Raw genomic sequence first — 6,467 nt, 5'->3', positions numbered from 1 at the left:
GTCGCAACCCGCGTTGGGGTTGTGAGAAAACAACGACTAACCCAGGGTAGGCGCTCCCGCTTCGCGCCAACCCTGGGCTTTGAGGCGGAATCCCTGTGGGATTCTAACATCTGGTCGAAGAACTTGTGGGTAATACTCAGGTCGTGCCACCGCGGTCCAAAGTGAGAAGCTCTTGACCCTCGTCCCCCCGCTCGCGTTTCGGATGCCGGTCTCCTAGACCTTGCTCTTTAATCCGCGCTGACTAAGCTGCTGTCAATGGCCGACGATCGCAGAACAGATCCCGCTGGTGCCAACGGCAACCAAGCATCCGCCGCCGTCCTTGAGCAGGCCAACGCGGATCCCTTGAGCCAAGCCTCCACGTCACTGCGACATCGTTTTGTGCTGTTCTGGACGGTCGTGGTCGAGGGTTTCATCGCCAATCGATGCCCCGTCCGCGCCTCCGCACTGGCCTACTCCAATCTCCTCGCGCTAGTTCCCGTCTTCGCGGTGGTGATCAGCGTGACCAGCGGCCTCATGAAGCAGGAAGGCGAGGAACGAATCTCGGCCTTCATCCAACAGTTCATCTCAACCATCACTCCCGAAACCAAAACCGCCTTTGGACAATTGGCGACCGACCCCAAGATCGCCGCCGCCAGCAAGGAGATTGCGGTCAAGATTCAGGAGTTTGTGCGCAACACCCGGAGCGGGGCGCTGGGTGCCACCGGCGTGGTGGCGCTCCTGGCCGTCGGAATCGGCATGCTCGTGCGCATCGAAAATACATTCAATGACATCTGGGGAGTCACCCAAGGCCGCTCGTGGATGTCTCGGATCGTTCACTACTGGGCAGCCCTCACGCTGGGTCCGATCTTGCTGGTCGCTGCCATCGCGCTCACCGGCAGCCCCTATCTCCAAACCACCAAGGATGTTCTGGCCAATCTGCCCTTAGGCATGGGAGATGTTGTCACCTTTTGCTTTCGGTTCCTTCCCTTTTTGATCCTCACGGGCGCTTTCACGGCCTTCTATCAGGTGATGCCGCACACGCGCATCGACTGGCAAGCGTCGCTCGTCGGAGGCCTCGTGGGCGGCACTCTCTGGCAGCTCAACAATCTGCTCAGTGTCTTCTACGCCTCGCGTGTCGTGAGCAACAGTTACGTGTATGGGAGCCTCGGATTGGTTCCGTTGGTCATGATCGGCCTTTACCTCAGCTGGATGATTCTCCTCTTTGGCGCGCAGGTCGCGTATGTGTTTCAAAACCGCCGAGTGTACTACCAGGAAAAGCAGCTCCAGGATTTCAATCCCGCCGGACGCGAATTTGTCGCGCTGCGCCTCATGATCCTCGCCGCGCGAGCCTTCCAAAAAGGCGGCATCTCCCCACCTACGGCGCAGATGGCCGAAGATCTCGGTGTCCCAACTCGGCTGGCCACCCAAATCGTGGAGCAGCTGGTGGAAGGACGCATGCTCGCCCAGGTCAATCAGGAGCAGACCGGCTATGTCCCAGCCCGCCCACTCAATGACATCACGTGTTTCGATATCCTTCAGGCGCTCCGAATCGGAACCGGCGAGGATCCCCTCAAAGAGGCTGAGACGCTCGCAAGTGCAAAACTGCTTCGAGAAGAGCTGCTCAAAGTTCGCGGCGCCGAACTCCAGGTAGCCGGGAGGATGACTCTCGAACAGATGGCTAAACTTCCGGACTAGCAGCCTGTCGCGACGTTTCCGAAGAGAAAACTCTGAACAATCGGGGCCCACAGCCCCGACTCGGAGTCGGGGTGAGGACAAGTCCGACGGCCTGGGCTAAATCACCCACTCCGTCACCACGCCGCGCAGGTCCATCTCAAATTCGATGTCCTGCACCGGAGGACGCGTCCAGTGCCACACAATTCCGCGCTGGAGCGCGAGCCCCAGCTTTTGAACGAGCAACGCTCGGAGCTGGGTGTCCAGAGGATGGACCGTGTAGATGTTGACCGCAGTTATTTGATCCCATTCGGCTCCCAAACCATGCAACCGCTCATCCATGACCTCCAATACATACCGGGCTTTTTCGTGCATGGCCTCCGCCGAAACCTCGCCGCAGCGAATGATCCCACGCGCATCCAGCGTGCCTTCGCGCAGTTCCCCCGCTCCCGCGACCACAAAGGTCCGCTGGCTCAAACCAGCTTGAGGACGAACGAAAGAGAATCCATGGAGCGACGGAGTTTCCGGGAGGTCGTAAACCGGAGCCACATTCGTTCGAGCCAGTGGATTCAGCTGGTCCACCTTCAACCCCCAGGCGTCCAGCACCGCGCAATAGCCTCGGTTGAAGTCGATGAATCCCGCCATGGTAAATGGAGCAGGAGAGCGCAGCTCCATGGCGCAAAGCGCAGTGCGCGGGAGTTTCTGGTCCGCCAAGAACCGATCCACCCGCTCAAAACCTTCCCGCCACGGTAGACGCCGCCGAAGCGTTACGTGGACGATCTCCTGACCGGGGGTGGCAACAACACCGCAGGAATAAGGGTCGATCCCCGTCAGAAACTGGTAGTGGCCTTCCCGATGAGTAATCAGCTTGGACATCAGTTCAACAAATCCGTATGCGAGCGGACCCGATCCTCCATCAGCTTGATGATGGGGATCGCCCGGGTGACGGCCGTTTTCTCAGTCTCACCGGGAAAGCTCTTCATCACCAGCATCACAGCCGCCACCGTGTCCCCATTGGCGTCATGCATGGGCATCGTCATCGTCACAGTTCGATCGATCTTGGAGTGGTATACCTTGCTCCGCTCCAGAACGTCCTGCTCCACCTTGCCTCCCAATGCTCCCAGGTCCTCCGGGTTTGAGGCAGCCACGACCTTGATGGTTGGATCATTCGTGCCGGTGGAAAAGATCTTCATCTTTTCCACACGGGTGTACTTGGCCATGGCATCGCGCAGGAGCGCCTGAGCAAGGATCTCGAGCGGGGTGTAGTTCAGATGCAGATTGGCAAAGTGACTCAGCGAATCCGATTTGGTCCAAAACCCAATCTTACCCCGCGTGAAGGACTTGTCCGTCAGCTCTGGAATCGCTTCCTTCCCGTTGAAGCCGACCCGGATCTTGTTGCCACGACATTCGATCTTCAGTTCATGCCACACCCCGCGCGGAATCTCGATTCGGCTCCCAATCGGCGCACTGCGAACACCGCCCACGACTTTGAAAAAATAGAGGCTCCCACCCAGGGCACTGGCTCGGACATAATAGTAGTTCTTTTCGTCCTGCACGCGAAAGGCGAGCCCCGCCATCTGCTCCTTCTCTCCTTCCAGCATCTTGATCTGGACCGTGGCGGTGAAGTCGCCATAGATCTCGCCGTCGTAGAGAAGCATCGGAAAACGTTCGTCGACCGGATCGCGGGAAAGCTGGGCCAGCGCCCGGCGATTCGCCTTCCGCGAGGATTGCCCGGTTAAACTCGGCAGAGCGGAGGGCACCTCCGCCTCGATCACCCGCCAATCCCCTGCGGCCCCCGAACCTCCCAACACCGCCCGGAACCCGGCAGGCGGCTCATTGATGGGAATGCCGGTGAAATCGATGGTACGCTCGGCCGACGACAGCACCATGGCCCCGGCCAACCAGCCCATCGCAACCCAGATTGAACGTTTATAGACTGACATCGCAGTGAACCTAGCAGCCTGAGCTCATTTGAAAAGACGGATATCCGTCAGGAAACGGGGTACACCCAGGAACCGCGGTAGGGCCGGCTCAGCAACTTGCTGGCTTCGGGATCCCCCACAATCTGCTCCTTACCGCCATCCCATTCGAGGCTGCGACCGGTGCGCCAGGAAATCATCCCCAACAAGGGAAGCACCGAGGCGCGGTGAGCCACCTCTATCCGAGCCACCGCCTGACTCCCCTGCTCGATCGCGCCCAAGAAGTCGGACCAGAGCAGCTTCAGGTTGTGACCGTCGGGCTCCTGAAGTTCGGAGTCCTGATGCACCGGCGGCTGCTTGGAATCCGATGGATAAAAGGTCCACCCATCACGCCAGCCCACATGGAGCGTTCCCTTCGTGCCGTAGTAATACGCTCCAATCCGGTGCTTTTCCGCATGGTTATCGGCGAATCTCCGATGCTCCCACACGCAGGTGAAGGACTCGAAATCGTAGACCGCCACCTGATGATCGGGCGTGTCTGAGGTTTGCTCCCGCTCGTTGAGAACCGCCCGTCCCGCCACCGGCCGTCCCCCCGATGAGAACACCCGCCTGGGATACTTTTCTTCGCTCCACCACAAGACCTGATCCAGCCAATGCACCCCCCAATCCCCGAGCTGGCCATTGGCGTAGTCGAGGAAGTTGCGCCAGCCTCCGGGATGCAGCTTTTGGTTGAAGGGACGGAGCGGCGCAGGTCCGCACCACATCTCCCAGTCCAGGCCCTGCGGCGCAGCCCGATTGGGCGTCGGACGCTCGGGTCCGCCGCCCCCATGGGCAAAGATGCGAACCATGCCCACGTCGCCCACCGCGCCCGACTTCAGGAACTTCATGCCGCTCACATGATGCGGCCCAATTCGGCGATGCAGGCCCACTTGCACGACGCGCCCGCTGCCCTGAGCCGCGCGCACCATGGCGCGGCTCTCGTTGACAGTATGGCCGGTGGGTTTCTCGACAAAGACATGCGCCCCCGCGGAAAGCGCGGCAATGGTTTGCAACGCGTGCCAATGATCGGGCGTGGCAATGATGACGATCTCAGGCTTCTCCTTCTCCAACAGCTCTCGGTAGTCGTTGTAGGTCTTGGCCTGGTCACCATTGAGATCGGTTACCTGCTCCGCCGCCACCTCGCGCGCCGCGGAGTCGACGTCGCACAACCCCACCACCTTGACCCGACCACTGGCGATGGCCTCGCGGAGAATGTTTTTGCCCCACCACCCGCAGCCGATGAGGGCCGTTCGGTAACGCCTAGCCGTGTCGGCTGCCCGAATGAAAGGCGCCGCAGCGAGGAACGAGCCCGCCAGCGCCGAGTTCCTGAGAAAGATCCGCCGGGGAGACTTGGCAACGGTTTTCATGATGAGCCTCGATGGGATGTACGGAACCTCACTCAATCTCTTTTCAGACGCAGGTCAAGGCACACCACCTCGCCCCGGGAGTTGCGACAAAGGACATAACCATTGGCGAGCACGGGAGCCGTCCAAGTCTTGCCGCCGAGAACCTGCGCACGTGAGATGGGCTTAAAGCCTTCAGGACTCGCGGGAGCCACAACCAGCTCGCCGGTACCGCCCAAAGCGAGGAGCTTGCCGTCAGCGACAATCACGCCCCCGGAACCAAAGCCCGGAGAAGACCATCGCTCCGCTCCTGTATTCCATTCCAGGCATTTCAGCGACGCCTTCTCCGTCGTGTCCCCATCCACTCCGTAAAGATGTCCCTGATAAAGGACCGCCGCGTTCATCTGAGTCCGCAGGGCTTTGGACTTCCAAACCTGCTCAGGCTCAGCGGCGCCCACAGGCAGCTTAAAGGAGCCGGATCCCTTGCCGTATCCCGATGACACGTAAATCCGATCGCCCTGAACGATGGGATCAGCGGCATTGACGCCATACTGCGTTACCCAGCGAAGACTCCACAGGCGTTTGCCACTGCGCGGATCCACTGCCGAATAGGACTGTCCAGAGCTGAACAGCAATGCAGTCTCGGTCCCAAGCTGGAAAGGTAGAGGTGTCGAGTAACCTGCGCTTTCGGCGGGCGATCTCCAGCGGAAGGCACCCGTGGCCGCATCCAGGGCCATCCCGAACTCCCCCACATTCAAGAACAAGGCGTCCCCCCATACCAGGGGCGCCCCGCCAAAACCCCAATCAGGAGAAGGAATATCGGTCTCCTTCTGCACGTTCTTCGACCACACCACCTTTCCATCGGCCAGCTGGAAGCAGAACAAATCCCCCCAGCGGCTCAGAGCATACACACGATCACCGGCGATGGTGGGGGTTCCAGTGGTGCCTCCATCGAAATACTTGTCGCCCAGCTCCGCCGCATAGGAATGCTTCCACAGCACCCGGCCGGACGCGACGTCGAAGCAAAACACCGTATCCTGGCCCTTCGCATGCCCCAAGGTGACCGCCCGACCACCAGCAACCACGAACGAGGAGTATCCCAACCCCACGGTTGCCTTCCAGGCCACCTTGGGTCCCTCATCCGGCCATTTGCTGGTCCAATCCTTCTCGGCCGTAACCCCAGTGCGCTGGGGCCCACGCCACTGGGGCCAATCGGCAGCCGAAGTCAAGAGGGGCAAGAACAGGCCCAAGGTGAGAGATAAAGCGCGCATAATGTTGGGTTATATCGGATCACAGACGTAGCCGTGCCTCAGCTATTCAACCCGAGACCAGGAGGTATGGCAAGGGGGGGAGGTCTTGGATTTCACCCACTTCTCCCCACGCTGCCGTGGTATGGGTATGATTCCTTCGGAGTGGAGCTCCATGCCAAGTAGGGAGTTCCGCCTAAAACACGATCGCCTTGTCTTACATGGGATCAACAGCAGCCTGACCCGGATCCGATCACGCCCCTCCACGC

General features: G+C 60.2%; 5 protein-coding genes. 1 reads left to right on the top strand and 4 read right to left on the bottom strand.

Annotated features, from left to right (window positions below):
• The first annotated feature begins 255 nt into the window (after positions 1-255).
• Complete coding sequence (locus tag JNN07_24995; GenBank protein MBL9171013.1) at positions 256-1,674, top strand: YihY family inner membrane protein; 1,419 nt, start codon at positions 256-258, stop codon at positions 1,672-1,674.
• A gap of 96 nt (positions 1,675-1,770) precedes the next feature.
• Here the strand turns inward: JNN07_24995 and JNN07_24990 are convergent, their stop codons facing one another.
• From JNN07_24990 to JNN07_24975, 4 genes are read right to left on the bottom strand one after another with little or no spacing between them, the layout of a single operon-like run.
• Positions 1,771-2,526, bottom strand: coding sequence for a hypothetical protein (locus JNN07_24990; GenBank protein MBL9171012.1), 756 nt, complete (start codon positions 2,524-2,526; stop codon positions 1,771-1,773).
• A complete protein-coding gene (locus tag JNN07_24985) occupies positions 2,526-3,593 on the bottom strand; it encodes a DUF1080 domain-containing protein (protein ID MBL9171011.1) in 1,068 nt (355 codons plus the stop codon). Before JNN07_24985 ends, JNN07_24990 begins: the two co-directional genes overlap by 1 nt.
• Before the next feature lie 47 nt (positions 3,594-3,640).
• Positions 3,641-4,975, bottom strand: coding sequence for a Gfo/Idh/MocA family oxidoreductase (locus JNN07_24980; protein ID MBL9171010.1), 1,335 nt, complete (start codon positions 4,973-4,975; stop codon positions 3,641-3,643).
• 32 nt (positions 4,976-5,007) lie between these two features.
• Positions 5,008-6,222 carry a PQQ-binding-like beta-propeller repeat protein gene (locus JNN07_24975; GenBank protein ID MBL9171009.1) on the bottom strand — a complete coding sequence of 405 codons (1,215 nt, stop codon included), beginning with the start codon at positions 6,220-6,222 and terminating at the stop codon, positions 5,008-5,010.
• Between the last annotated feature and the right edge of the window lie 245 nt (positions 6,223-6,467).

The organism is Verrucomicrobiales bacterium (assembly GCA_016793885.1).
Taxonomy (GTDB): Bacteria; Verrucomicrobiota; Verrucomicrobiia; order Limisphaerales; family UBA11320; genus UBA11320.
The sequence above is the reverse complement of the archived record's forward strand: the minus strand, read 5'-3'. Positions and strand labels throughout refer to the sequence as shown.